Raw genomic sequence first — 24,378 nt, forward strand, 5'->3', positions numbered from 1 at the left:
CGAACCACTGCATGGAACGCCTCGGTTCGGGGTATTCCGCGATGTTGGCGCAACAGCCTCATAAAGAGCGCACCTGATGAAACGCCAGCCACTCGACGACAGCTTCAAGGTCAACCGCAACCCCGTTACCCTGCGCGAAATCGTGCTCGACAAGCTGCGCGCCGCGATCATGAACTTCCACCTGCTGCCAGGCGACCGCCTGGTCGAGCGTGACCTCTGCGACCGCCTTGGGGTCAGCCGTACCTCGGTGCGCGAAGCGCTGCGACATCTGGAATCCGAAGGCCTGGTGGAATTCGCCGACGCCAAGGGCCCGCGTGTAGCCATTATTACCCTGGAAGATGCCCGCGACATCTACGAGCTGCGTTGCGTGCTCGAAGGGCTGATCGTGCAGTTGTTCACCCTCAACGCCAAAGCCAAGGACATCCGTGCCCTGGAACGTGCGCTGGAGGTCAACCGCGAGGCCCTCGAAGAAGGCGAACTGCAACAGGTGCTGGACTCGGTTCAAGGTTTCTACGATGTGCTGCTGGAAGGCTCCGGTAACCAGGTGGCGGCCCAGCAGCTGCGCCAGTTGCAGGCGCGCATCAGCTACCTGCGTGCCACCTCGGTGTCGCAGGAAAACCGCCGTGGCGCCAGCAACCGCGAAATGGAAAAGATCGTCGAGGCGATCAAGGGCGGCGACCCGCTGGTGGCCCACCAGGCCTCTGTCGACCACGTCCGCGCTGCCGCCAAGGTAGCCCTGGACTACCTGCGTCAAAAGCAGGATGACAACGCCAAGGTGCGCGACATGGTCGAGCCCCTGGCCCTGAAGGATCCACGTATATAAGAACCGCATAGGCCGCTGATCATGCCCAACGCCCCGCGCTACTGCCCGCACTGCACCACGGAACTGGCCCGGGGCGTTCCCACAGGCGATACCCACGAACGCCTGCACTGTAACGGCTGCGGTTACGTCCACTACGTGAACCCGAAGATCATCGCCGGCTGCATCATCGAGCGCGATGGCAAGTACCTGCTGTGCCAGCGCGCCATCCCCCCGCGCCCGGGTACCTGGACCTTGCCGGCTGGTTTCATGGAAGCCGGCGAAACCACCGAGCAGGCGGCGCTGCGCGAGGTGTGGGAAGAAAGCGGCGTACGTGCCGACATCGTTTCGCCTTACTCGATTTTCAGCGTGCCGAAAATCAGCGAGGTGTATATCATCTTCCGCGCCATCGTCATCGAAGAAACCGGGCAGTACGGGGCCGAGACGCTGGCGTACAAGTTTTTCGAACCGGACGAGATCCCGTGGGACGAGATCTACTATCCGGCAATCCGGCAGATTCTCGAGCGCTATATCCTCGAACGGCAGGCCGGTGTTTATGGCATCTACATGGGCAATGACGACACTGGCAAGGTGCACTTCATTCGCTAGCCTGTATCGGCCCTATCGCCGGCAAGCCACCAAAAATTCTCGCCAAACGTCTATTCTGGATGCACCCTTAAGGCCTTACGCAAAAGGACCAGCAGAGCAAATGGCAAAATGGCTAGACGGCGGCGGGCTGATGGCCGAGCGCATCCGCAACCACGACTGGGCCGCCACCACACTGGGCCCGCTGCAGCACTGGCCCGACCCGCTGAAAACCAGCCTGGCCCTGTGCCTGGCCTCGCGCTTCCCGCAAGCCGTGCTTTGGGGGCCAGACCTGCTCACCCTGCACAACGACGCCTTTTCGCAGATTCTCGGGCAAAAGCCTTCGGCATTGGGCATCCCCTTCCGCGCCGTGTGGCAGGAAGCCTGGGCCGACATCGGCCACATGGCCAACCGCGCCCTGGCCGGCGAGGCGGTGTACATCGAAGACTTCCCGCTCGTCATCGACCGCAACGGCAGCCCCGAACGGGCCTATTTCACCTTCTGCTACAGCCCCATCCGTGACCACGACGGCAAGGTGCTGGGCATGCTCGATACAGTCACCGAAACCACCGCCAGCGTGCTCGCCAACCAGCGCCTGAAATTCCTCGACGACCTGGGCCGTGCCGTGGCCGACGCCACCGCCCCGGACCAGATCCTTGCCACTACCACGCGCCTGCTGGTCGAACACCTGCAACTGTCGAGTTGCGCCTATGCGGTGATGGAGCCCGACGAGGACGGTTTCACCATCTGCGGTGACGCCGTGGCGCCAGGCTCGCCGCATCTGTTGGGCCGCTATCGGTTGGAGGATTTCGGCAAGCTGGCGGTCGGCCGCCTGCGCAGTGGCCTGCCGTTGGTCATCCGGGACAACCTGAGCGAGCTGTCCCCGGAGGAAGCTGCCACCTTCCAGGCCATCGGCATTACCGCGACTATTTGCATGCCCCTGATCAAAGGCGGCCGGCTGACCGCGCTGATGGCCATCCACGACAAGGCGCCACGGGAGTGGACCCACTATGAACAGGCACTGATCAGCGAAGTCACCGAGCGCTCCTGGGCGCATGTCCAGCGGGTAAAGGCCCACGCCGAAGTGCGCGAGGCCATGGCGGCACTGGAGGCGCTGAATGCCACCCTCGAACAGCGCGTGGATGAACGCACCAGCCAGTTGCTACACACAGAAGCCGTGCTGCGCCAGGCCCAGAAGCTCGAAGCCATCGGCCAACTGACAGGCGGCGTGGCCCATGACTTCAACAACCTGCTGACCATCATTCGCTCATCGCTGCATTTTCTGCAGCGCCCCAACCTCGACGCACAGCGTCGCGAGCGCTACCTCAAAACCATGTCCGACACCGTTGACCGCGGTACCAGGCTGACCGGTCAGTTGCTGGCCTTCGCCCGCCGCCAGGCCCTGAGCCCGCAAGTGTTCGAGGTCGGGCCACGACTGGAAGCCATGGCCGACATGCTCGACACGGCCACCGGTGCGCGGATCCAGGTCGAGCTGCAGTTGCCGCAGGCGCCTTGCCATATCCGTGCCGACCTCAACCAGCTGGAAACCGCGGTAATCAACCTGATGCTCAACGGCCGCGATGCCATGGCCGGCGAAGGCACCTTGCAGCTGCGCCTGCAGGCCGACCAGCACCTGCCCACCCTGCGTGGCCAGGCGCCACAGCCGGGCCAGTTCGCGGCGATTTCGGTGAGCGACAGCGGTGTCGGCATTGCCGCCGAACTGCTGGAGCGCATCTTCGACCCGTTCTTCACCACCAAGGCACCGGGTGAAGGCACCGGGCTCGGGCTGTCGCAGGTGTTCGGTTTTGCCAAGCAGTCCGGGGGCGATGTGCAGGTGAACAGTGTGCCGGGCCAGGGCACCACTTTTACCTTGTACCTGCCCCAGGAGCCGCCGCCTGAGGCCTAGCGATCAGCGCCGCCCTTCGGCCAGCATTCGCACGGCCAGGCCCGCCAGCACCGTCCCCATCAGCCAGCGCTGAACCTGCTGCCACAACGGGCGACCGGCGAGGAATACGGCGATCGACCCGGCCATGACTGCGATCAGTGCATTGACCGAAACGCTGATGGCGATCTGCGTCGACCCCAGCACCAGCGACTGCAGCAGCACGCTGCCATGCCCTGGCTCGATGAACTGCGGCATCAACGACAGGTACATGACGGCGATCTTGGGGTTCAGCAGGCTGGTGGCAAAGCCCATGGTGAACAGCCGGCGCGGGCTGTCCGCCGGCAGGTCCTTGACCTGGAACGGGGAGCGACCGCCCGGGCGCAGCGCTTGCCAGGCCAGGTACAGCAGGTACAGCGCGCCACCAATGCGCAGCGCATCGTAGGCAAAAGGCACAGCCATCACCAGGGCGGTGATGCCCAGTGCAGCGCAGAACATGTAGATGACGAAACCCAGCGCTACGCCGCCAAGGGAAATCAAGCCGGCCTTGCGCCCCTGGCAGATCGAGCGGGAAATCAGGTAAATCATGTTCGGCCCCGGGGTCAGCACCATGCCGAGGCAGATCAGGGCAAACGTTAACAGTTGGGTTATCTCGGGCATCGGGCACATCCTGGTTGTGCTGTGGACTGCTGCGAGTTTATCTGAAGCCTTTTGAAACCGGTGAACTCAGTTGATCTGCCCCACTATCAAGCCCAAGGCCACCGTGATCATCGCCACCCCCGACACCCGCCCGACCAGCCTGGCCGCCCCCGGCCGGGTGCTCAGCACCGCCTTGGCGCCATAGCCGACCAACGAATAGATCACCAGCGAGCTGCACAGGTGCACCAGGCCCAGCAGCAAAATCTGCAACGGCACCGGCCAGCTTGACTGCGGGTCGGTGAACTGCGGCAACAGGGCCAGGAACAGCAGGAACACTTTCGGGTTCAACCCGCTGACGCAAAAACCCTTCAACGCCCAGCGCGAGCCCGATTCTCCCACACCGCCCTGCCCGGCCTCGGGTAATGCCGGGCTCAGCAACAGGTTGCCGCCCAACCACAACAGGTAGCTGCACCCTGCCAGGGTCAGCAAGGTCAGCGCCAACGGGTGGCCGGCCAGCAGGCTGCCGACCCCAGCCGCCACCACCAGGGTGGCCAGGAAATGCCCCGACAGCATGCCCGCCACCGCCGGCATCACCCAGCGCCCGCGCATGCCCGCCGAAATAGCGTAGGCCCAGTCTGCCCCCGGGGTAATCACGAACAGCATCGACACGGCCCAGAATGCCGTCAGAACACTGATAGCCACTTGAATCTTCCTTTTTCCACTGCCTTGGGATGTCGAAAGATTACGGATTCCGCTCAGGGATTTTCTTTCGTATATTCCCCTTCGTGGTTCAATTACTGGAAGATCCTTCTCAATGGACAGGACCGATCGAAAGATTCTTGCCGAGCTACAAAAAGACGGTCGCCTCTCGGTGACCGAACTGGCTGATCGCGTGGGGCTCAGCCTCTCGCCCTGCCATCGGCGCCTGAAGGCACTGGAGGCGTCCGGGGCGATTCTGGGCTATCACGCCCGCCTGGCGCCGAGCGCTGTGGGGCTGAACTTTGCCGCGCTGGTATTCGTCACCCTGCGCGAAGTCACCCGCCAGCCGGTGGCGGACTTTGAAGCGGCAGTGGCCGAGATCCCGCAGATTGTCGAGGCGCAGCGACTGTTCGGTGACCCGGACTACCTGCTGCACGTGGTGGCCAAGGACTTGCCGGCGTTTCAGAAGCTGTATGACGAGAAGCTGACCAGCATTCCCAATGTGAAGCGCTTGAGCTCGACACTGGTGATGAAAGAGGTGATTCAGGATCGGTTGTTGCCGATGTAGCTGTTTTGCCTGCGCCCTGAAAACGGGCGCAGCGCACCAGCACAGCCCACTAAAATCAGCCCGCCAGACCACAAACCCCTCTACTACAAGCCCTCCCGCCAACTGGCACCCTCCTTGCTACCGTCCACCGCTTAAGCTTTTGTCAGCCTTAGGTTTTTTAAGGTTTATGGGTACATATTTACTAATTTCTCGTTATCCCCGCGCCCCGCATCATCCCTCCAACAAGAACGCGTCGCCCTTCGCCGGCACGCCCCCGGGCAGTTCCCGATGCCCTACCTTGCCTTGGAGTCAGTCATGACCAGTGCAGCCAATTCGGCACCCCTCATAGAGAAACACACGATCGGCTACGTACCGCCGCAAGACCGCCACGGAAAGGTAAGGGATCTGTTCACACTGTGGTTCGGCGGCAACATCGCGCCGTTGCCCATCGTTACCGGCGCGCTGGGCGTGCAGTTGTTCCACCTGAACCTGGTGTGGGGCATCATCGCCATCCTGGTCGGCCACCTGGTTGGTGGTGTGTTGATGGCACTGCACTCGGCCCAGGGCCCGCAAATGGGCATCCCGCAGATGATCCAGAGCCGCGCCCAGTTCGGTACCCTTGGCGCGCTGCTGGTGGTGGTGATCGCCGGGGTCATGTATATCGGTTTCTTCGCCTCCAACATCGTGCTCGCCGGCAAGTCGCTGCATGGCGTGGTCGACGCCGTACCGGTACCGGTGGGCATCGTCATCGGTGCGCTGGGCTCGGGCATCATCGGCATCATCGGCTACCGCTTCATCCACGTGCTCAACCGTATCGGCACCTGGGTGCTGGGCATCGGCATCGTGGTGGGCTTCGGCTACATCTTCACCCATGTGCAAAGCGACGACTTCCTCACCCGCGGCGGCTTCAACCTGGCCGGCTGGCTGGCCACCGTGTCGCTCGCGGCGCTGTGGCAGATCGCCTTTGCGCCCTATGTGTCGGACTACTCCCGCTACCTGCCGGCGGATGTGAAAGTCAGCTCGACCTTCTGGACCACCTACCTGGGCTCGGCCCTGGGTTCGAGCCTGTCGTTCATCTTCGGCGCCGTGGCGGTGCTGGCGATCCCGGCCGGCATGGACACCATGGACGCGGTCAAGCTGGCCACCGGCACCCTTGGCCCGGTCATGCTGGTGCTGTTCCTGCTCAGTGTCATCAGCCACAACGCCCTCAACCTGTATGGTGCTGTGCTGTCGATCATCACCCTGGTGCAAACCTTCGCCTACCGCTGGATCCCGACCGCCAAGAGCCGCGCGGTGCTTTCGCTGATCGTGCTGTCGGCCTGCTGTGTGGTGGCGGTGTTCGCCTCGGCAGACTTCATCGGCCACTTCGTCGACATGGTGCTGGTGCTGTTGGTGGTGCTGGTGCCATGGACGGCGATCAACCTGATCGACTTCTACGCGATTCACAAGGGGGACTACGACATCCAGTCGATCTTCCAGGTCGATGGCGGTATCTACGGCCGTTACAACCCGCAGGCGCTGATCGCCTATGCCGTGGGCATCGTGGTGCAGATCCCGTTCATGAACACGCCGCTGTATGTCGGGCCGATTTCCGAGCACATCAACGGGGCTGACCTGTCCTGGCTGGTGGGCTTGGCGATTACCTCGCCGCTGTACTGGTGGCTGGCTTCGCGTGACAGTGCCTACCGTCGTCGGCAGATGAGTGCCAAGTTGGCCATGGGGCACTGATTCAGCCTGTGCTGGCCTCTTCGCGGGCAACCCCGCGAAGAGGCCAGCACAGACCACTTGCCATCAGAGGTTGTACGCCCGCTCATTGTGCTCCGCCAGGTCCAGCCCCTGCTCTTCCTCTTCCTGACTGGCCCGCAGGCCCACGGTCAGCTTGATGGCCCCAAGAATCGCCCAGCTCACCACGAAGCAGTAGACGAAGGTGAACGCCACCCCCTTCAACTGCACCAGCGCCTGCCCTATCGGCGATACGCCCTCTACATAACCGCCCAACACCGGCGCAGCAAATACGCCGGTCAGAATCGCACCGACCATCCCGCCCACACCATGCAGCCCGAACACGTCCAGGCTGTCGTCATACCCCAATGCCTGTTTCAGCCGGGTCACGGCAAAGAAACAGATGGCCCCGGTCAACAGGCCAATCACTACAGCCCCCAAAGGCCCGACAAACGCACAGGCCGGGGTAATCCCCACCAAGCCTGCCAGCGCGCCGGAAGCCGCACCGAGGGCAGTCGGCCGACCATGCATCACCTTCTCGGTCAGCAACCAGCCGACAATCCCGGCGCAGGCCGCCACCATGGTCGCCAGCATCACCACCCCTGCTCCTTCGTTGGCCGCCAGCCCCGACCCCACGTTGAAGCCAAACCAGCCCACCCACAACAACCCGGCACCCACCAGGGTAAAACCGAGGTTGTGTGGCGGCATGGCCACCTGCGGATAGCCCTTGCGCTTGCCCAGCATCAACGCAGCCGCCAAGGCAGCGACGCCGGAGTTGATATGCACCGCCGTGCCGCCGGCAAAGTCCAGCACGCCCCAGTTGACCATCAGCGCCCCCGGCCCGCCCCACACCATATGGGCGATCGGCGCATACACCAGCACGAACCAGGCCCCCATGAACAGCAACGACGCACTGAACTTCATGCGTTCGGCAAAACCACCGGCAATCAGCGCTGGGGTGATGATGGCGAACGTCAGCTGGAACACCGCGAACACACCTTCCGGGATCGTGCCCACCAGGCTGTCGTGGCCGATGTTCAGCATCAGCGCCTTGTCCAGGCCGCCGATGAAGCTGTTGAAGGTCAACTGCCCCTCGACCATACCCGTGGTGTCGACCACCAGGCTGTAGCCAAACAGCACCCAAAGGATGCCGATCACACCCGCTACGGCAAACAGTTGGGTGAACACCGAAAGGAAGTTCTTCGCCCGTACCATGCCACCGTAGAACAGCGCCAGGCCGGGTATGCACATCATCAGCACGAACATCGCGGCGCAGATCATCCAGGCGGTGTTGCCGGTGTCCAGGGTGGGTTCCGCGGCATAGGCCAGCGGTGTCAGTGCGAACAGCACAACAGCAAGGGCAAGCTTCATGGAGTCACTCCTGTGCAATGAAAACCGCCGGCTGGCAGCCGGCGGTGTCGGGGTAGATCAGTACTGCGCCTGGCCCGGTACCCACGCAGTCCCCGCCAGCGGCACCCGTGCCATCGCCGCCGCTTCCACGGTCAACGCCACCAGGTCCTCCGGGTCCAGGTTGTGCAGGTGCGACTTGCCACACGCCCGTGCCATGGTCTGCGCTTCCAGCACCAGTACGCGCAGGTAGTTGGCCAATCGGCGCCCGGCCTCTTCCGGGTTCAGGCGCTTGGCCAGCTCCGGGTCCTGGGTGGTGATGCCGGCCGGGTCGCGACCGTTCTGCCAGTCGTCATAGAAGCCGGCCGCCGAGCCAATCTTCTTCAGTTCGCTGTCCAGTCGCGGGTGGTTGTCACCCAGGGCGATCAACGCCGCCGTACCAATGGCCACCGCATCGGCGCCCAGTGCCATGGCCTTGGCCACGTCGGCACCGTTGCGAATGCCACCCGATACAATCAGCTGCACCTTGCGGTGCATGCCCATTTCCTGAAGGGCCTGCACTGCCTGCGGGATGGCCGGCAGAATCGGGATGCCGACGTGTTCGATGAACACTTCCTGCGTCGCCGCAGTCCCCCCCTGCATGCCGTCGAGCACGATCACATCGGCACCGGCCTTCACTGCCAGCTTGACGTCGTAGTACGGGCGGCTGGCGCCGATTTTCACGTAGATGGGCTTTTCCCAGTCAGTGATTTCACGGATCTCGGCAATCTTGATCGCCAGGTCGTCCGGCCCGGTCCAATCGGGGTGGCGGCAGGCACTGCGCTGATCGACGCCGATCGGCAGGGTACGCATGCCGGCAACGCGCTCGGTTACCTTCATGCCCAACAGCATGCCGCCACCGCCCGGCTTGGCGCCCTGGCCGAGGACGATCTCGATAGCATCGGCCTTGCGCAGGTCATCCGGGTTCATGCCATAGCGCGACGGCAGGTACTGGTACACCAGATGCTGCGACTGACCGCGTTCTTCAGGGGTCATACCGCCGTCGCCGGTGGTGGTGCTGGTGCCGGCGATGGTCGCACCACGGCCCAGCGCTTCCTTGGCATTGGCCGACAGCGCGCCGAAGCTCATGCCGGCGATGGTCACCGGGATTTTCAGGTGGATCGGCTTTTTCGCAAACCGGTTGCCCAGCACCACATCGGTGCCGCACTTCTCGCGGTAGCCTTCCAGCGGGTAGCGCGACACGCTGGCACCCAGCAGCAGCAGGTCGTCGAAGTGCGGCACACGGCGTTTGGTGCCACCACCGCGAATGTCGTAGATGCCGGTTTCGGCGGCACGCTGGATTTCCTGGATGGTCAGGCGATCGAAGGTGGCCGACTCACGCAGTACCGGGGGGAATTGTTCGCTCATGGGAATGCTCCTGGATCAGTACGCGCTGGCGTTGTCGACTTTGAAGTTGTACAGCTGGCGGGCCGAGCCGTAGCGTTTGAAATCGGCGGCCTTGTGCTCCAGGCCTGCCTTGTTCAGCAGCTCCTGCAACGCTGTAAGGTGCTCGGCGCGCATTTCTTTTTCGATGCAGTCCGAGCCCAGCGACTGCACCGAGCCTTTGACGTAAATCTGCACCTCGTACAGCGAGTCGCCTAACGCATCGCCGGCATCACCACACACCACCAGGCGCCCGGCCTGGCCCATGAAGCAGCTCATGTGGCCGATGCTGCCGCCCACCACGATGTCCACGCCTTTCATGGAAATGCCGCAACGGGCACCGGCATCACCCTCGATCACCAGCAGCCCGCCATGGGCGGTGGCGCCAGCGGCCTGGGAGGCACTGCCCTTGACCCGCACCGAGCCAGACATCATGTTTTCGGCCACGCCCACGCCCACGTTGCCATGCACGGTCACGCTGGCCTGCTGGTTCATGCCGGCGCAGTAGTAGCCAGCGTGGCCTTCGATATCCACCGCCACGGCGGCGTTGATGCCCACGGCCAGGTTGTGTTTGCCATCGGGGTGGGTCACCCGCCATTCGTGGTCCTGCACCTCACCATGCAGGGACTGGTTGAGCACACGCACCGAAGTGCTGGAAAGGTCGATCGTTTTCATAAGGTTCTCCAGAGGTTCGGTGGCAGGTCAGGCGCTTTCGCGCTCCCAGACGTACAGGGTGGCCGGAGCCGGCTCCCAGACCTTGGCATGCTCGATACCCGGCAGGCTGGCCAGTGCCTGGTATTCCGAGGCCATGGCCACGTAGTCTTCGGTCTCGGCTAGCACTGCCGGCTTGCAGGCAATCGGGTCGCGGATCACGGCAAAGCCGTTGCGGGTGCCGATGGCGAAGGTGAAGAAGCCGTCCAGGTCTTCCAGCGCGCCATCCAGGGCCTGGGCCAGGGTATCGCCCTGCTGCAGGCGCCAGGTCAGGTAGCCGGCGGCCACTTCGGTGTCGTTATCGGTTTCGAAACTGATGCCTTCGCGCTTCAGTTCCTGGCGCAGGCGGAAGTGGTTGGACAGCGAGCCGTTGTGCACAAGGCACAGGTCGGCACCGGTGGAAAACGGGTGGCTGCCTTCCATGGTCACGGCGCTTTCGGTGGCCATGCGGGTATGGCCAATGATGTGGCTGCCCTTCATGCCGGCCAGGCCGAAACGGCTGGAGATTTCAGCCGGCAGGCCCATACCCTTGAGGATTTCGATGCTTTGCCCGGCGCTCATGATGCGCACGGCCGGGGCCAGTTCGCTCAGTGCCTGGCGGGCAGCCGCTTCGCTGGTATGCACTTTGAGTACCGCCGCGCTGGCATTCTGGAACCCGTCAAGCGAGCAGCCCAGGCGCCCCTCCAGCTGGCCCATCAGGGTGGCCCAGTCGTAGTTGATATCCGTGGCTTGCAGGGTCAGCTTGACCCAGCCATCCGCCACCTCGTCGCCGTAGATGGCAAAGCCTGCGCTGTCCGGGCCACGGTCGGTCATGGCTTCGAGCATGGGTTCGAAGAGTTTGCCAAGCTGGGCCTCCAGCTCGGGCTTTTTCAGGTACAGACCTACGATTCCACACATGGTGATGCTCCTTACTAGGCAGTGGGCGGTCGCTGTCGTATTGGCCGCCCAGAGGATTGGGGCGGTCAGAAGAACTCGGTGTAACGCTGGATTTCCCAGTCGGAGACATGGCGGCAGTACTCCACCCACTCCATGCGCTTGAGCTTGATGAACTCGTCGACAATCTCGGCGCCCAACACCTCGCGGAACAACGGGTCGGCTTCGAGCGCGTCGGCGGCTTCCTTCAGCGATTGCGGCAGGGTCTTGATGCCGCGTGCGGCAATTTCTTCAAGGCTGAGGTTGTAAAGGTTCTCGTTGCACATCTCGCCCGGCTCCAACTGGCGGTCGATGCCATCGAGCCCGGCGGCGATGATCGCGGCGGTAACCAGGTACGGGTTGCAGCCGGCGTCCGGCAGGCGGAACTCCAGGCGGCCATACGGGATGCGCACCATCGCCGAGCGGTTGTTGGCCCCCCAGGCCACGAAGGCCGGCGCCCACGTCGAACCCGACAAGGAACGCCCCACCACCAGCCGCTTGTAGGAATTGACCGTCGGTGCCGCGAAGGCACACAACGCCGGGCCGTGGGCCAGGAGCCCTGCGGCAAAGTGGTAGGCCAGCTTCGACAGGCCCATGCCGCTGCTGTCGGACGCGTCGTGGAACAGGTTCTTGTTGGTGCTGCTGGCCAGCGAGAGGTGGAAGTGCATGCCATTGCCGGCACGCTTGGGGTCGGGCTTGGGCATGAACGAGCAGATCATCCCCAGGTCGTTGGCGATTTCACCGGCGGCCATGCGGAAGAAGGTAAAGCGGTCGGCCGACTCCATGGCGTCGCTGTAGGTGTAGTTGATCTCGAACTGGCCGTTGGCGTCTTCGTGGTCGATCTGGTAGATGTCGAAGCCTACCGGTTGCAGGGCCTCGGTCAGGCGCTCGAGAAACAGCCGCGAGCGCGACAGGCCCTTGTAGTCGTAGCAAGGCTTGTCGAGGTTGTCGGAGGCATCCACCAGTTGCAGCTTGCCGCCTTCGTCACGGCGGAACAGGCTGAATTCCGGCTCCAGGCCGGTGTTCAAGGTCCAGCCCTTGTCGGCCAGGCGTTGCACCTGTTGTTGCAACACATAGCGGCTGTCGTAAGGCCAGGGCTGGCCGTTGACATGCCCCACGCACACCACCCGGCCGTACCCCGGCTGCCACGGTACCGGGATCAAGGTGGAAAGGTCGCCACGGGCCATGAAGTCCGGGCCGTGCGGCTCCATGCCCATGCCGCAGATGGCGAACCCGGCAAAGCCGGCGCCCTCTTCGGCCACCATCTTCAGGCCCGAGACCGGCACCGATTTGGTCTTCGCCGAGCCATGGATATCGACGAACTGCGCCAGCACGTACTTGATGCCGTGCTGGTCGAGGGTGCGCTGGGTTTCTGCTGGCAACATGGGTTGAACACTCCTGGGTAAGGGGCAATGATTCCGCATGAGAAACTTAATTTCCTCACAGGAATGCAATGCGCTTGCCAACTCTGTCCACAGCGCCCTTGTGTACCGCCTGATCTGGCCTCATCGCGGGTAAGCCCGCTCCTGCAAAAATACACCGCAGCCCCTGTAGGAGCGGGCTTGACCGCGATGAGGCCCGCACAGGCAACTCAAAACCCAGGCTGATATTTAAGCTCTATTTATGGGAAACTTGTTTTCACCCGAGGAAAGAAGCAGCCAACGCAGTTGCTTTTCGCACTTTCCCAGTGCGAAATCTTTATTCTTGAACTGAAACCGTGCAGGACATTCGATGTCGACCGAAACCGAACCGCGCCTTCGCCTGGAGCAGTACCTGGGCCTGCAGATCAAGCGCCAGCGCCAGGCCCAGTCCCTCAAGCTCGCCGATGTGGCGCGCATCGCCGGCATCAGCCAGGGCATGCTGAGCAAGATCGAGAACGCCCAGGTGTCCACCAGCCTCGACACCCTCAGCCGCCTGTGCGACGTACTGGGCATGCCGATGGCCAAGCTGTTCAGCCAATATGACCAGCCCGACGGCAATGCCTTGCTGGTGAAGGCCGGCGAAGGGCTGGAGGTGGTGCGCCGCGGCACCGAGAAGGGCCACACCTACCATTTGCTCAATCACGCCAGGGGGCCGAAAAAGAACTTCGAGGCGTACATGGTGAGCATGGATGACGCCAGCGAAGAGTTCCCGACCTTCGCCCACCCGGGCACCGAATTCCTCCACCTGCTGGAAGGCGAACTGGTGTACCGCCATGGCAACCAGCTCTATCACATGCACGCTGGCGACAGCCTGACCTTCGACGGTGAGACCCCGCATGGCCCCGAACAGCTGGTGCAGGTGCCCATCCGCCTGTTGTCGATCATGAACTACGGCGAAGAGTGACGCGGCGTAGCAAGGCAACTGCCGATATCGCGATCAGGCAAGCACACATCGCCCGCAAGATGGTTACCGCCGGCCTGGTGTTGGTGGTACCGACTTTCGACCTGCTGGGCAGCACCCGCCTGGCAGGCAGCGACTGGGTCGACCTGGCCTTGTTGGGTGTGTTCTGCACCGGGTTGTCGCAGTTCCTGTTCGTCAAGCGCCTGGAAGGCCTGGAAGCCCGCATTGCCGGCATGATCATCGCGCTGGAGCCGGTGTGCGCGATCATCGGGGCATGGTGGTTGTTTGGTGACCAACCGAGCCTGCGCATGGCTGCGGGTGCTGCGCTGATCGTGCTGGCGACTATTCTAGCTGACGCGCGCAAAGCACCTGCGGAGCAAGGGGACACCAGTCGCTGCGCGCACTGAATATCTGTCCTGGGCGCGGCTCAACGCATGCCGCGCCTGCTTGACGAAGCGAGAAGGCTTACTTCTAGAGTTAGCTTCGCCTAGGGGGTGGAGAAGGCGGCGCTTCTGGTGGTCCATAGCGCTCAAGCATCCTATCAAACCGGTCAATCTCCCTTTGGAAACGCACATCCCACATTGCTTTAGCAACTTCACGCCACGCTGACCCTGCTAGCTGCGGTCTCTCGTGCTGAGCAGCAGGAAGAGAGAAACTCCTAAGATCTCTTTTACTGACTTCGTAAGACTTATAATTTCCGAGCCCTCGTGCGGGTTTAAAAGGTCCCACGCCCAACACAAAGATATTCAGCTTCGTCTCATAGTGACCAACCGGCAAATGAAAAATGGGGCTGCCAGCCACGAAATCCGCTGCAAACCCATCGGTTTCAAAATTGTATTTTAGATCCCATCGGGTGTACCCATAGTGCGGAGCCCCGTGCTTATATAACCGTGCAGCTACAACACTCTTTTCCATCGTCCCCCGATGTATTCCCTTCGCCACTTTCCGGAAATGTGAAAGCTGTGGCTGCAAGCTTGATGGAAAACCCTCTTTTTGCAAAACATTGATATCCAGACTCATTCGAGGGTTCACTTGTCCCCTGGAGGCATTTCTGGAAGACCCAGAAGGGTCAACATAATTCACAGGATCACCTGAGCAATAGGCATACGCATTTATCCCCCCGCTACCAAACGGGCTTATAGAGTCAGGGCTGGTAAAGCGGCAGATTGAAGGGCTATACAGACGCCGACCATTTCCTAGCGGATACAAGCCATGCACTGCGTCACGCCGCTGTCCGGCGAATCCGATAATGGACGAATGTTGTGACAGCTCAGAGAAACCGTAAACCGTATAGGCTAGATCAAGGTTCGGACGACTCTGGAGACTTACACCCCGAAGGAGACAATCCATGGCAAAACTATCCCAAGCCTCAGATGCCTTCACCCTAGATAGACATTCGTGGTTTGGAAACTGATATTTTTACCAGGTCAGTCATTGCCTACTCAACGTTGCAATCTGGCCTATTGACGGGAAGCATGAGCCGCGAGCGAATTGCACAACTGCCCGATGACGACTGGCGAAAAACGCGCAGCGCGGATTTCCAGGAACCTCGCCTAAGCAAGAACCTCGCTTTGGTAGAAGTCATGGCAGATATCGGTGTCAGGCACGGGGTCGGTGCGGCGGCTGTAGCGATCGCTTGGGTTCTGCGTAATCCCGCGGTATCCGGAACTATCGTAGCCGCACGCCGCCCCAGCCAAATTGCCTGCCAACACACAACTCAAGAAACCGCGCAGCCGCCCGCGAGGGGGTTGCCGCATGCGGCACCAGAATGGAGAACCGACGCACCAGCGCCTGCGGCGTAACCTGCAGCCGGTGCAGCGCCCCATCTTCATGGCGAATGGACATCGCCGACACAAAGCCAACCCCCATCCCGGCCCGTACCGCCTCCTTCACCCCTTCCACCCCGGCAATCTCCAGCGCCACGCGCATCGCCACACCCTCACGGGCAAACGCCCGCTCGACGATTTGCCGCACACCCGAGCCGCTTTCGCGCAGCACCAGTGGGCAGGCTCCCAGTGACGCCAGCGTCTGCTGATCACTGTCAGCCAAGGGGTGACCCCGTGGCACGATGGCCACGATCTCGTCCTCACGCCATGCCGTCACTTCCGTGCCCAGCGGCAGCTCCTGTCCCGGCGGGCCTTCGATCAGGGCGATATCGACACTGTCCAGGGCGGCAACAATTTCCGCCGTGTTGCCATGTGAAGTGGTGACCAGCACGTCTGGATAGCGCCCGTGGAAATCTGCAATCAAGTAAGGCAGCAGGTAGCTGGCCGGCGTGGTGCTGGCACCGATGCGCAAGGTCCCGCGCTCCAGCCCGCGCATGGCTTCGCGCAGCGCCTGCGCCTGACGAAAGGTTTCACGCAGGCGCTCGGCATGGGCCAGCAGTTGCTCGCCAGCCGCCGTCAACCGTACACCACGGCCGGCACGTTGATAGAGCGGCTCGCCAAACGCCTCCTGCAACAGCTTGAGCTGGCCGGACACAGCCGGCTGCGACAGATGCAGGGCCTGGGCCGCATGGCTGATGTTGCCATGCTCGGCAACGGTGGCGAACGTTATCAGCTGTTCTGGGGTCATGAATGAAAAATATCAGCTATTCGGATATTTGCCATCCTAAATTACGATTTTTTATAAGCTTATAACCAGATTAACGTAGGCCTTGTCGAAATACCTTTCCGGAGGACTCACATGGCCACGGTTCCGTCCAACCCTGCTTTTGCACCTACCCTCTCTACCCGAGGGCGGCTCAATGGCATCCTGTTCGTGGCGTTGTTCGCGCTCGCGGTCACTCAGCTGGCCGCCATGCCCGCCATCGCCAACCTGGGCATCAGCCCGCTGATCGTCGGTATTGTCGCCGGTGCGCTGTATGGCAACGCGCTGCGTGACGGCGTACCGGCTAGCTGGGCGGCGGGTATCAACTTTTCTGCGCGCGGCCTGTTGCGCATCGCCGTGGCCTTCTTTGGCCTGCGCGTCAGCCTGCAGGAGATCGCCGAAGTCGGCTGGTCGGGGCTTATCGTGTCGCTGCTGGTGGTATCTAGCACACTGTTGATCGGCCTGTGGTGCGGCATGAAACTGTTCAAGCTGGACCGCGATACTGCCTTGCTGACGGCCGCCGGTAGCGCCATCTGCGGCGCCGCTGCGGTGCTGGCCTTCGAATCGGCACTGCGCAGTGCCCCGCACAAGAGCGCCATGGCAGTCGGTAGCGTGGTGCTGTTCGGCACCTTGTCGATGTTCCTGTACCCGCTGGCCATCAACGCCGGCTGGCTGCACCTCGACACGATGGGTGCCGGGTTGTTCCTGGGCGGCACTATTCATGAAGTGGCCCAGGTGGTTGGCGCCGCCAGTAACGTAAGCCCTGAAGCCACCCATATCGCAACCATCGTCAAGATGACCCGGGTAATGTTGCTGGTGCCGGTACTGTTGGTGGTAGGCCTGTGGATCAGCCGTTCGCGCAAAGCCGGCCAAGCGCAGGGCAATGGGCGTATCGCCATGCCTTGGTTCGCCTTCGGCTTCCTCGCTCTGGTACTGGTGAACTCGTTGCAGGTGCTGCCTGGTAGCGTGACCCATGCGGTGAACAGCCTGGACACCTTTGCCCTGACCATGGCCATGACGGCACTGGGGATGGAAACCCGCTTCAGCCAGATCCGCCAGGCTGGGCCGAAGGCGCTGGCGACCGGGGCGATTCTCAACCTGTGGCTGGTCGGGGGTGGTTTGGCGATTACAGTCGGCGTGCAGAAGCTGTTGGGCTGACTTGAGGCCGGGTTGGCTTCTTCGCGGGTAAATACGCGAAGAAGCCAACCCGGCCTCAAGCTTTTTCACTAGCCCTCTCGTTGCCGCCCACATTTCTCGGTATGGTGTTGTCAAAGAAGGATGTTTTACCCGCACAGGAAAGACTTAGATGCCTCAACGCAATGTCATCAATGCATCCGTCAGCCCCAAAGGCAGCCTGGAAACGCTGTCACAACGTGAAGTGCAGCAACTGAGTGAAGTCGGTACCGGTAGCCTTTACACCCTGTTCCGCCAGTGCGCCCTGGCCATCCTCAACACCGGCGCCCATGTCGACAATGCCAAGACCATTCTCGAGGCCTACAAGGACTTCGAGGTGAGAATCCACCAACAGGACCGCGGTGTCCGCCTGGAGCTCTTGAATGCCCCGGCCGACGCCTTCGTCGATGGCGAAATGATCGCCAGCACCCGTGAAATGCTGTTCAGCGCCCTGCGCGACATCGTCTACACCGAAAGCGAACTGGCCAGCCAGCGCATCGATCTGGAAAGCTCCCAGGGCATCACCGACTACGTCTTCCACCTGCTGCGCAACGCGCGCACCCTGCGCCCGGGCGTGGAGCCAAAAATGGTGGTGTGCTGGGGCGGCCACTCGATCAGCACCGAGGAATACCAGTACACCAAGAAGGTCGGCCACGAGCTTGGCCTGCGTAAACTGGACGTGTGCACCGGCTGCGGCCCTGGCGTGATGAAGGGGCCGATGAAGGGCGCCACCATCGCCCACGCCAAGCAGCGCATGCACGGCAGCCGTTACCTGGGCCTGACCGAACCGGGCATCATCGCCGCCGAAGCGCCCAACCCTATCGTCAACGAACTGGTGATCCTGCCGGACATCGAGAAGCGCCTGGAAGCCTTCGTACGTGTCGGCCACGGCATCATCATCTTCCCGGGCGGTGCCGGCACGGCCGAGGAGTTCCTGTACCTGCTGGGCATCCTCATGCACCCGGACAACCACGACCTGCCGTTCCCGGTGGTACTCACCGGCCCGCGCAGTGCCGAGCCTTACCTGCAGCAGTTGCATGCCTTTGTCGGCGCCACCTTGGGTGAAGCAGCGCACCGGCTGTACGAAATCATCATCGACGACCCGGCGGAAGTTGCCCGGCACATGGTCGAAGGGCTCAAAGAGGTCAAGCAGTTCCGCCGCGAGCGTAACGATGCCTTCCACTTCAACTGGCTGCTGAAGATCGAGGAGAGCTTCCAGCGCCCGTTCGACCCGACCCACCAGGCCATGGCCGAGCTGGACCTGCGCCGCGAGCTGCCGCCCCATGAACTGGCAGCCAACCTGCGCCGGGCGTTTTCCGGCATTGTTGCGGGTAACGTGAAAGACAAGGGCATCCGCCTGATCGAGGAGCACGGGCCGTACCAGATCCGTGGCGACAGCGCCGTGCTGGACCCGCTGGGCCGGCTGTTGCAGGCCTTCGTCGACCAGCACCGGATGAAGCTGCCCGGCGGCGCGGCGTATGTACCGTGCTACCAGGTGGTGACCTGATAGCCCATAACATCGGGGCCGCTTGGCGGCCCCGATGGCCTATTGGCTAAGGTCTGCCATAGGCCGCTCTACAAACCGGATACTGTCCCGCCCACTGCGTTTGGACTGGTACAACGCCACATCCCCCTGCTCGATCAACGCCGCCAGGCTGGCCGGCGGCTGCTCGAACAGGTTGGCACCGATACTCAAGGTGACCGCCTGCGGTGTAGGCACGGTCTTGCTGGCGTACTGCTGGAACTGTTCACGCAATAGCCCACCCAACTCCATGACCCGCTCGCTGCTCGCCCCGCACAGCAAGATGACGAACTCATCACCGCCCAAACGCGCTGCCAGCGAGCGCTCGGGCAGTCCTGTGCGAATGAGTTCGCTCAGGGCAATTAGCAAGCGATCACCCGCGATATGCCCATGCAGGTCGTTGACCAGCTTGAAGTTGTCGATGTCGATCAGCAGCAAGGCCCCGGGTTGCGCCGGGCTCACTTCCTTGAAGAAATGCCCGGCCCGCACTTCCAGCGCGCGGCGGTTGTAGAGCGCAGTCAACGGGTCGCGCGCGGCCAACCTGGCAATCCGCTCCTCGCGTCGATAACGCACGGTCCCCGTCATCGACAAGGCAATCAGCATGATCGCCATCGCCCCCTCGACCAGGGAAATCTGAATGATCAGCCCGCCAAAGGTGGCCAGGTCAATCAAGGTGCCCGGCGTGATCGCAATGACCGCCTTGGCCACGTAGAACAGCCCGTGAAGCAGCAACACATAGCGCAGCTGCACCGCGCCCACGCTCAGCGACTTGCCGTGCGGCCGCAACAGGAAGCTGGCCTTCAACGTCAGCGCGGCCACCAGCAGCGAGTTGACCATCAACATCACCTTCGACCACTGCGGCCCCACGGGCAGCAAAAGCAAGGCGAACCACACGACCACAACCAATAACCAGGCCCGCGACAAACGGTCTTGGGTAAAACGCAACACGCCCATCAGGAAAAACCAGTGCGCAACCACCAGCAAGCCATTGGCGAACCAGATGCCGATGAACAGCAAGCCGATCCCGCGTAGCAAGGCCAGAACACAGCCGACAGTAATGGTGGCAAAACCTGCACTCCAGAACAGCAAAGAGGTTTCGCGGACGCTGCGCCACTCAATCGCCAGGTACAACGCAGCTGCTGCTGCCAGGGCGACCGAGATGGTCAGCATCGTGGGTGGATCTAGCGCCATATACGCATTGGCCTATCTGGTTAACGAAGAAAAGGCCCGATTGTATGCGCTCGTGATGACTTTTCAGAGGGGCCTTGCACGGTTGCCTGCAAATGATAGCCCAGCCCCTGTCCATGGTCGTGCGCAAGCAATATCATATTGACATCAAGCGGTCGTGTTCACCACTCAAATCGCGATGCATTCACCCAAGAAAACGCACCCGTTGCCCGCCCGTGAGCACTCAGACAAGCACAGGCTTAGCTAAGGTCGCCGAGCCGGCGCGGTCCCTGTAGGCGCGGGCACGGCTTTTGGAAGAGTGCAAGGGCTCAGAGCACCCGCTTGATCAACGGCTCCAACCGGCTATAACGCAACCGCCGCAGGAACTTGCGCACTTCCTTGGGGTGCTCGGCCTTGACCCCCAACGCCTCGGCCGAGCCGATTTTCGGCGCAAACCGGCGCAACTCGGCCAGCTCCGCCTCTCGTGGCGCCAGCCACTGCCCCAGCGGGTCATCGATGAGCAGGCCGTTCTCAAGGTCCAGGTTGAACCCCCGCGGGTTCAGGTTGTTGCCGGTCAGCAGCGAATAGCGCTGGTCGACCCACACGCCCTTGGCGTGGAAGGTATGCCCGGGATCGTTCCAGATCCGCACTTCCAGCTGGCCACGGGTAATGGCCGCGTGGCGGCGCCGGGCGAAGCCTCGCAGGTTGTCTTCATACAGATAAGGCAAAGCGCCACTGGCACTGAACGGCTCACCGGGGGCGATGTAGAAGTCGTTGGCCGTGCGGTCACCCACGATCAGCTCAACGTGCACGCCCCGCTCCAGCGCATGGTCGAGCTCGCGCATCACCACCCGTGGCGGGTTGAAATACGGCGTGCTGATGATGATGTGCGTGCGCGCCGCCGCTAGCAGGGCGCACAGCGCCCGGTTCAACGGGTTGCCACGGCCCACGCCCAACAGTGGCACCACCCGCAACCCCTCCCCAGGCACGGCGGCCGGTGCCTCGTACGCCATGCGCCGCAACCGCGCACGCAAGCGCCGAATGTCGCCGCGCAGGCTACGGGTGGCGGGTGGTGCGGGCAAGTCGAGGCGTGGTGTGGCGGTGTGGTGCAGCAGGCGCGCTACCAGGCCGACCATGGCGTCGGCCAGCGCCGGTGACTGGAACAGGTGATAGCGGTCCAGGCGATAACGGTCGAAGCGGTGCAGGTACACGTTGTTCAGGCTGGCGCCGGTGTAGATCACACAGTCGTCGATGATGCTGCCCTTCAGGTGCAACACACCGAACAACTCACGGGTCTGCACTGGCACCCCGTGAATGACGATATCCAGCCCGCGCAACTGGCGCTGGGCCTGGTACCAGGCGGCGTTACCCGGCTGGCGACCGGCCCCGAGCAGGCCACGGCGGGCACGGAACCAGTCGACCACGATAGTGATTTCCAGGCCCGGCCGCTCGGCCTTGGCCTGGTACAAGGCATCCAGCACTTCCTGGCCGGCCTCGTCTTCCTGCAAGTACAACGCAACGATGACGATGCGCCGGGTTGCAGCGCGGATGCGCTCGAACAGGCAGGCGCGGTAGGCCTTGGCATCGGGCAGCACCTGGATCGACTCGGGCGACATGGCGTAGCCTGGCAATGCCGCCAGCATGGATTCGGGGTTCACGAACGATCACCTTCTCTGTGCAATCACTGTCGGCCCTGCCAGCCGGCGGGGCCATTCCTGGTCGCTGCGCCGGGGGTGTAAGATCGACCCGGCAACGACCTATAAAAACAAGAACCACGCGAGGCTGTATTTTCTCACTGCCCCTGACGAACTATGCCTCAGCTTGCACAGGAACAGCGCAATGGTCCACCCCGCTTCTTCAACCCCATCGCCATCTATTGTAAAGAGTTGTTCCGCGAAGACCTTCGGCTTTCTGATTTTGCCCAATTTCACCACCATCGGCCTGGCCTCGGCGGTAGAAACCTTGCGCATGGCCAACCTGGCCGCGCGCAAGCCACTGTTTCGCAGTGTGCTCATCGCAGCAGACGATGCGCCAGTGACGGCCAGCAACGGCATGCGCGTCTTACCCGACTACAGCATCGCCAACGCGCCCGCACTGGATACCCTACTGGTGGTGGGTGCCAACCCCATCGACCGTAGTCGAGGTAACCGTCCGTTGATCGACTGGTTGCGCCAGCTGGCCCGCCAACACATGCCGTTGGGCGGTATCTGTACCGGCAGTTACCTGCTGGCCAAGGCCGAACTGCTAAAGGGCTACCGCTGCACCATCCACTGGGAAGACTTGCCGACATTGCAGGCACACTTCCCCGGCATCGTGATCTCCAGCCAGCTGTTCGAACTGGACCGCGACCGCTACACCTGCTCGGGCGGTGTGGCAGCCATGGACATGATGCTGCAACTGGTAGCCCGCGAGGCTGGCGGCCAGGACATCGCGGCCAAGGCGGCCGAGCTGTTGCTGTGCGACCGCATGCGGGGCGAGCGCGAGCGCCAGCGGGTGCCGCTGCGCACCCTGTTGGGCAGCGCCCAACCCAAGCTGAGCCAGGTGGTGGCGATCATGGAAGCCAATCTGGAAGAACCGCTGGGGCTGGAAGAGCTGGCCAGCCTCAATGAAGTGACCGTGCGCCAGTTGGAGCGGCTGTTTCACAAGTACCTGCAGCGTACGCCCAGCCAGTATTACCTGGAGTTACGGCTGTCGAGGGCGCGGGAGTTGCTGCTGCGCAGTGATGTGCAGGTGCGGGAGGTGGCGTTGGCTTGCGGGTTCAGTTCGCCGGCGCATTTTTCCAAGAGCTATAGCCGATTCTTCGGGTTGTCGCCGCTGGGGGAGCGGCGGCAGGCTTCGCTGCATTAATTCAAGTTTTTGTATCGCTTTTACCGGCCTCTTCGCGGGTTTACCCGCAAAGAGGCCGGTACAGGTCAACTAATCTTCAAGAGCCGAGTGCGCCGTTTCCCGACACATCAGCATGGCCACCAGCGCGACCAGTGCCGCCGCCAGCAAATACCCCGCCGGCGCCAGCTTGCTGCCGGTCACCTGGATCAGCCAGGTGGCAATGAACGGCGCAGTCCCGCCAAACAGCGCGTTGGCCAGATTGAAGCTCAGGGCAAAGCCACTGAAACGCACCCGGGTCGGGAAAATCTCCGCCAGCAGGCACGGCAAGGTCCCGTCGTTCATCGCCAGTACCGCCCCGAAGCAAATCTGGATCGCCAGGATCACCACCAGCGGCTGCCCATCGAGCAGGCGGAACAACGGCACGGTCAACCCCAGGAACAACAGCGACGCCACCACCAGCATGGTCTTGCGGCCAAACTGGTCGGACAAACGCCCCATCAGGAAGATCAAGCCGATATAGGTGGCCAGCGACACCGTCGAGGCAATGAACGAATCCCGCTCGCTCATGCCCATTTCAGTGGACAGGTAGGTCGGCATGTAGCTAAGCAGCAGGTAGAACGCCACGGCGTTCAGGCAGGTAACGCCAATGCCGATGGCCAGGCTGCGGCGGTGCTGGCTCATCAGTTCGCGTATTGGCGCCTGCGCCATGCAGGCTTTGTTTTCCAGGCGCTGCTCCATCTCCAGAAATTTGGGGGTGTCCTGCAGACTCATGCGGATATAACGCCCTACCAGGCCAAACGGCGCCGCCAGCAGGAACGGCAGCCGCCAGCCCCATTCATGCAGGGCTTCGCTGCTGAGCAGCTCGTGCAGTACCGCCACGAATGCCGCACCAAACAGCAACCCCGCTGCGGTGCTGGCCGGCACGATGCTGGTGTACAAGCCGCGCCGTCCAGGCGGTGCGTATTCAGCCAAAAACGCGGCGGCACCGGCGTACTCGCCCGAAGCCGAAAAGCCCTGCACCAGGCGGATCAGCAACAGCAGGCAGGGTGCCCACAGGCCGATTTGCGCATAACCGGGCAACAGGCCAATGCAAAAGGTGGATACCGACATGATCAGGATCGACCACGACAGTGCGTTGCGCCGGCCATGGCGGTCGCCGAAATGGCCCCAGACAATGCCGCCCAGTGGCCGCACCAGGAACGACAGGGCAAACACTGCAAAGGTGGCCAGCAAGCCGGTGGTCTTATCGGTTTGCGGGAAGAAGGTGGCGGCGATGATGGTGGCGAGGTAGCCGTAGGCGGCGTAGTCGAACCACTCGACGAAGTTGCCCATGAAACTGGCCCGGGCGGCCTTGCGCAGGGCCTGGCGTTCGGCACTGAGCGCGGGGCCGTCGACGGTGGATGGGTCAAGTGTGGTGCTGGACATGACGGATACCCTCTGGTTCTTTTAATTGGAGGCAGGGTCTGGTGGTCATACAGTGATTTTTTTGTTGTCTGGGCTGGCCTAATCGCGGC

Annotated in this window: 22 protein-coding genes and 2 pseudogenes; 11 read left to right on the forward strand and 13 right to left on the reverse strand. The window is 62.4% G+C overall.

Translation table 11 applies throughout. The features are described from left to right. Positions 1-76 precede the first annotated feature (76 nt). The 3 genes from FHW75_RS06480 to FHW75_RS06490 all read left to right on the forward strand — a co-directional run bounded on the left by FHW75_RS06480 (position 77) and on the right by FHW75_RS06490 (position 3,290). Complete coding sequence (locus FHW75_RS06480; RefSeq protein ID WP_016715705.1) at positions 77-823, forward strand: GntR family transcriptional regulator; 747 nt, start codon at positions 77-79, stop codon at positions 821-823. A 21-nt stretch (positions 824-844) separates the two neighbouring features. Next, positions 845-1,408, forward strand: coding sequence for an NUDIX hydrolase (locus FHW75_RS06485; protein ID WP_016715704.1), 564 nt, complete (start codon positions 845-847; stop codon positions 1,406-1,408). Positions 1,409-1,508: 100 nt separating this feature from the next. After that, entirely contained in the window at positions 1,509-3,290 is a 1,782-nt protein-coding gene (locus tag FHW75_RS06490; protein WP_016715703.1) for an ATP-binding protein, read from the forward strand. Between the two features lie 3 nt (positions 3,291-3,293). Here FHW75_RS06490 and FHW75_RS06495 read toward each other — a convergent pair whose 3' ends face one another. After that, the gene (locus FHW75_RS06495) at positions 3,294-3,926 is read right to left on the reverse strand and encodes a LysE family translocator (RefSeq protein ID WP_025754496.1); all 633 of its coding nucleotides are present in this window, start codon (positions 3,924-3,926) and stop codon (positions 3,294-3,296) included. 66 nt (positions 3,927-3,992) lie between these two features. Further along, positions 3,993-4,607, reverse strand: a complete 615-nt coding sequence (locus tag FHW75_RS06500; RefSeq protein ID WP_016715701.1) for a LysE family translocator — start codon at positions 4,605-4,607, stop codon at positions 3,993-3,995. 112 nt (positions 4,608-4,719) lie between these two features. On the opposite strand from FHW75_RS06500, the gene FHW75_RS06505 reads away from it, so the two are divergent. Together FHW75_RS06505 and FHW75_RS06510 are read left to right on the forward strand one after the other, a co-directional pair. Continuing rightward, positions 4,720-5,172: an Lrp/AsnC family transcriptional regulator gene (locus FHW75_RS06505; RefSeq protein WP_016715700.1), complete on the forward strand. Its 453-nt coding sequence runs from the start codon at positions 4,720-4,722 to the stop codon at positions 5,170-5,172. Between the two features lie 294 nt (positions 5,173-5,466). Next, positions 5,467-6,879 (forward strand): cytosine permease, encoded by a 1,413-nt coding sequence (locus tag FHW75_RS06510; RefSeq protein ID WP_019097854.1) that lies wholly within the window; start codon positions 5,467-5,469, stop codon positions 6,877-6,879. A gap of 63 nt (positions 6,880-6,942) precedes the next feature. Here the strand turns inward: FHW75_RS06510 and FHW75_RS06515 are convergent, their stop codons facing one another. From FHW75_RS06515 to glnT, 5 genes are all read right to left on the reverse strand, one after another. Beyond that, positions 6,943-8,244: an ammonium transporter gene (locus FHW75_RS06515; RefSeq protein WP_183673356.1), complete on the reverse strand. Its 1,302-nt coding sequence runs from the start codon at positions 8,242-8,244 to the stop codon at positions 6,943-6,945. 57 nt (positions 8,245-8,301) lie between these two features. Then, the gene (locus FHW75_RS06520; protein WP_016715698.1) at positions 8,302-9,627 is read right to left on the reverse strand and encodes an FMN-binding glutamate synthase family protein; all 1,326 of its coding nucleotides are present in this window, start codon (positions 9,625-9,627) and stop codon (positions 8,302-8,304) included. 15 nt (positions 9,628-9,642) lie between these two features. Then, positions 9,643-10,317 carry a protein glxC gene (locus FHW75_RS06525; protein ID WP_025754498.1) on the reverse strand — a complete coding sequence of 225 codons (675 nt, stop codon included), beginning with the start codon at positions 10,315-10,317 and terminating at the stop codon, positions 9,643-9,645. A 27-nt stretch (positions 10,318-10,344) separates the two neighbouring features. Next, positions 10,345-11,250 (reverse strand): glutamine amidotransferase family protein, encoded by a 906-nt coding sequence (locus FHW75_RS06530; protein WP_016715696.1) that lies wholly within the window; start codon positions 11,248-11,250, stop codon positions 10,345-10,347. A gap of 65 nt (positions 11,251-11,315) precedes the next feature. Next, a complete protein-coding gene (glnT, locus tag FHW75_RS06535) occupies positions 11,316-12,650 on the reverse strand; it encodes a type III glutamate--ammonia ligase (RefSeq protein ID WP_019097857.1) in 1,335 nt (444 codons plus the stop codon). 346 nt (positions 12,651-12,996) lie between these two features. On the opposite strand from glnT, the gene FHW75_RS06540 reads away from it, so the two are divergent. Next, positions 12,997-13,590 carry a cupin domain-containing protein gene (locus FHW75_RS06540; RefSeq protein WP_016715694.1) on the forward strand — a complete coding sequence of 198 codons (594 nt, stop codon included), beginning with the start codon at positions 12,997-12,999 and terminating at the stop codon, positions 13,588-13,590. Between the two features lie 59 nt (positions 13,591-13,649). Continuing rightward, the gene (locus tag FHW75_RS06545) at positions 13,650-13,994 is read left to right on the forward strand and encodes a DMT family transporter (protein ID WP_080587360.1); all 345 of its coding nucleotides are present in this window, start codon (positions 13,650-13,652) and stop codon (positions 13,992-13,994) included. 70 nt (positions 13,995-14,064) lie between these two features. Here FHW75_RS06545 and FHW75_RS26740 read toward each other — a convergent pair whose 3' ends face one another. Next, the gene (locus FHW75_RS26740; protein ID WP_232062875.1) at positions 14,065-14,607 is read right to left on the reverse strand and encodes a hypothetical protein; all 543 of its coding nucleotides are present in this window, start codon (positions 14,605-14,607) and stop codon (positions 14,065-14,067) included. Between the two features lie 51 nt (positions 14,608-14,658). Continuing rightward, a pseudogene (locus tag FHW75_RS26745) lies at positions 14,659-14,937 on the reverse strand (RHS repeat-associated core domain-containing protein); the annotation flags it as partial. Between the two features lie 80 nt (positions 14,938-15,017). Here FHW75_RS26745 and FHW75_RS26985 point away from each other — a divergent pair. Next, positions 15,018-15,287: pseudogene (locus tag FHW75_RS26985) on the forward strand (aldo/keto reductase); the annotation flags it as partial. Here the strand turns inward: FHW75_RS26985 and FHW75_RS06560 are convergent. Next, complete coding sequence (locus FHW75_RS06560; RefSeq protein ID WP_019097859.1) at positions 15,256-16,161, reverse strand: LysR family transcriptional regulator; 906 nt, start codon at positions 16,159-16,161, stop codon at positions 15,256-15,258. The pseudogene FHW75_RS26985 and the gene FHW75_RS06560 overlap by 32 nt on opposite strands. 111 nt (positions 16,162-16,272) lie before the next feature. On the opposite strand from FHW75_RS06560, the gene FHW75_RS06565 reads away from it, so the two are divergent. Continuing rightward, positions 16,273-17,334, forward strand: coding sequence for a YeiH family protein (locus tag FHW75_RS06565; protein WP_183673358.1), 1,062 nt, complete (start codon positions 16,273-16,275; stop codon positions 17,332-17,334). A 148-nt stretch (positions 17,335-17,482) separates the two neighbouring features. Further along, positions 17,483-18,856: a nucleotide 5'-monophosphate nucleosidase PpnN gene (gene ppnN, locus FHW75_RS06570; protein WP_019097861.1), complete on the forward strand. Its 1,374-nt coding sequence runs from the start codon at positions 17,483-17,485 to the stop codon at positions 18,854-18,856. 39 nt (positions 18,857-18,895) lie between these two features. On the opposite strand, the gene FHW75_RS06575 is transcribed toward ppnN, so the two are convergent. Next, a complete protein-coding gene (locus FHW75_RS06575; protein ID WP_025754501.1) occupies positions 18,896-20,041 on the reverse strand; it encodes a GGDEF domain-containing protein in 1,146 nt (381 codons plus the stop codon). A 326-nt stretch (positions 20,042-20,367) separates the two neighbouring features. Beyond that, the gene (gene pssA, locus FHW75_RS06580; protein ID WP_025754502.1) at positions 20,368-21,696 is read right to left on the reverse strand and encodes a CDP-diacylglycerol--serine O-phosphatidyltransferase; all 1,329 of its coding nucleotides are present in this window, start codon (positions 21,694-21,696) and stop codon (positions 20,368-20,370) included. A gap of 181 nt (positions 21,697-21,877) precedes the next feature. Between pssA and FHW75_RS06585 the strand changes: the two genes are divergently transcribed. Beyond that, positions 21,878-22,885 (forward strand): GlxA family transcriptional regulator, encoded by a 1,008-nt coding sequence (locus FHW75_RS06585; protein WP_025754503.1) that lies wholly within the window; start codon positions 21,878-21,880, stop codon positions 22,883-22,885. A gap of 69 nt (positions 22,886-22,954) precedes the next feature. Here the strand turns inward: FHW75_RS06585 and FHW75_RS06590 are convergent, their stop codons facing one another. After that, entirely contained in the window at positions 22,955-24,289 is a 1,335-nt protein-coding gene (locus FHW75_RS06590) for an MFS transporter (protein ID WP_019097864.1), read from the reverse strand. Between the last annotated feature and the right edge of the window lie 89 nt (positions 24,290-24,378).

The sequence above is a fragment of the Pseudomonas sp. OG7 genome (assembly GCF_014192825.1).
GTDB classification, from domain to species: Bacteria; Pseudomonadota; Gammaproteobacteria; order Pseudomonadales; family Pseudomonadaceae; genus Aquipseudomonas; species Aquipseudomonas monteilii.

Bases quoted from the DNA above. Each gene is read 5' to 3' on its own strand.
- FHW75_RS06480 (WP_016715705.1), top strand. From the start codon at position 77: ATGAAACGCCAGCCACTCGACGACAGCTTCAAGGTCAACCGCAACCCC.
- FHW75_RS06485 (WP_016715704.1), top strand. From the start codon at position 845: ATGCCCAACGCCCCGCGCTACTGCCCGCACTGCACCACGGAACTGGCC.
- FHW75_RS06490 (WP_016715703.1), top strand. From the start codon at position 1,509: ATGGCAAAATGGCTAGACGGCGGCGGGCTGATGGCCGAGCGCATCCGC.
- FHW75_RS06495 (WP_025754496.1), bottom strand. From the start codon at position 3,926: ATGCCCGAGATAACCCAACTGTTAACGTTTGCCCTGATCTGCCTCGGC.
- FHW75_RS06505 (WP_016715700.1), top strand. From the start codon at position 4,720: ATGGACAGGACCGATCGAAAGATTCTTGCCGAGCTACAAAAAGACGGT.
- FHW75_RS06510 (WP_019097854.1), top strand. From the start codon at position 5,467: ATGACCAGTGCAGCCAATTCGGCACCCCTCATAGAGAAACACACGATC.
- FHW75_RS06515 (WP_183673356.1), bottom strand. From the start codon at position 8,244: ATGAAGCTTGCCCTTGCTGTTGTGCTGTTCGCACTGACACCGCTGGCC.
- FHW75_RS06520 (WP_016715698.1), bottom strand. From the start codon at position 9,627: ATGAGCGAACAATTCCCCCCGGTACTGCGTGAGTCGGCCACCTTCGAT.
- FHW75_RS06525 (WP_025754498.1), bottom strand. From the start codon at position 10,317: ATGAAAACGATCGACCTTTCCAGCACTTCGGTGCGTGTGCTCAACCAG.
- FHW75_RS06530 (WP_016715696.1), bottom strand. From the start codon at position 11,250: ATGTGTGGAATCGTAGGTCTGTACCTGAAAAAGCCCGAGCTGGAGGCC.
- glnT (WP_019097857.1), bottom strand. From the start codon at position 12,650: ATGTTGCCAGCAGAAACCCAGCGCACCCTCGACCAGCACGGCATCAAG.
- FHW75_RS06540 (WP_016715694.1), top strand. From the start codon at position 12,997: ATGTCGACCGAAACCGAACCGCGCCTTCGCCTGGAGCAGTACCTGGGC.
- FHW75_RS06545 (WP_080587360.1), top strand. From the start codon at position 13,650: ATGGTTACCGCCGGCCTGGTGTTGGTGGTACCGACTTTCGACCTGCTG.
- FHW75_RS26740 (WP_232062875.1), bottom strand. From the start codon at position 14,607: ATGAGTCTGGATATCAATGTTTTGCAAAAAGAGGGTTTTCCATCAAGC.
- FHW75_RS06560 (WP_019097859.1), bottom strand. From the start codon at position 16,161: ATGACCCCAGAACAGCTGATAACGTTCGCCACCGTTGCCGAGCATGGC.
- FHW75_RS06565 (WP_183673358.1), top strand. From the start codon at position 16,273: ATGGCCACGGTTCCGTCCAACCCTGCTTTTGCACCTACCCTCTCTACC.
- ppnN (WP_019097861.1), top strand. From the start codon at position 17,483: ATGCCTCAACGCAATGTCATCAATGCATCCGTCAGCCCCAAAGGCAGC.
- FHW75_RS06575 (WP_025754501.1), bottom strand. From the start codon at position 20,041: ATGCTGACCATCTCGGTCGCCCTGGCAGCAGCAGCTGCGTTGTACCTG.
- FHW75_RS06585 (WP_025754503.1), top strand. From the start codon at position 21,878: ATGGTCCACCCCGCTTCTTCAACCCCATCGCCATCTATTGTAAAGAGT.
- FHW75_RS06590 (WP_019097864.1), bottom strand. From the start codon at position 24,289: ATGTCCAGCACCACACTTGACCCATCCACCGTCGACGGCCCCGCGCTC.